The following is a 633-nucleotide window of genomic DNA, read 5'->3' on the forward strand; positions in this document are numbered from 1 at the left end:
CATCACGGGGGTGAGCATGCCCGCGCCGCCCGCCGCCCCGACGAGGGCGTCCTCGACGAGGAGGCCACCGCCGAACGCAGCGCCGCCGCGGGCATGCTCACCCCCGTGATGCGCCCGGCGGCGGGCCGCCGCCCCGACATCCAGCTCCTCATGGACACCGGACCCGCCATGGTCGTCTGGAACCGGATGGTCGAGGAACTCCGCCAGGCCTGCCAGCAGTCCGGCGCCTTCCGGGACGTCCAGGTGCACCGCCTGTACGACACCGGCGACGGCCCCCCGCTCGTCACCACCACCTCCGGCGCCGACGGCCGCCCCCGGCTGCGGCCCGTCGACCAGCTCCACGACCCGACCGGACACCGCCTCACCCTGGTCGTCAGCGACTGCGTCGGACCCCTCTGGCAGCGCGGCGCCGCCCAGCGGTTCCTGCGCCAGTGGCCCCGCCACTCCCCGCTCGCCCTCGTCCAGCCGCTCCCGCCGCGCCTCTGGCCCCGCACCGCGCTCCCCGCCGAACCCGGCATCTTCCAGCGCTCCGCCACCCCCGGCGGCCACACCGCGTTCCTCTCCGACGACGAGCCCTGGGGGCCCGCCGCCCCCGGCCGCCGGGGGTGGCGGAGCGCTGGAAGATGCCGGGTT

Annotated in this window: 1 protein-coding gene; it reads left to right on the forward strand. The window is 77.4% G+C overall.

The genetic code is table 11. The features are described from left to right. Positions 1-633, forward strand: a 633-nt coding sequence (locus EAO70_RS26160) for an SAV_2336 N-terminal domain-related protein (RefSeq protein WP_261993057.1), incomplete at both ends; no start/stop codon positions are given.

The organism is Streptomyces sp. adm13(2018) (assembly GCF_008042145.1).
Lineage (GTDB): Bacteria > Actinomycetota > Actinomycetes > Streptomycetales > Streptomycetaceae > Streptomyces.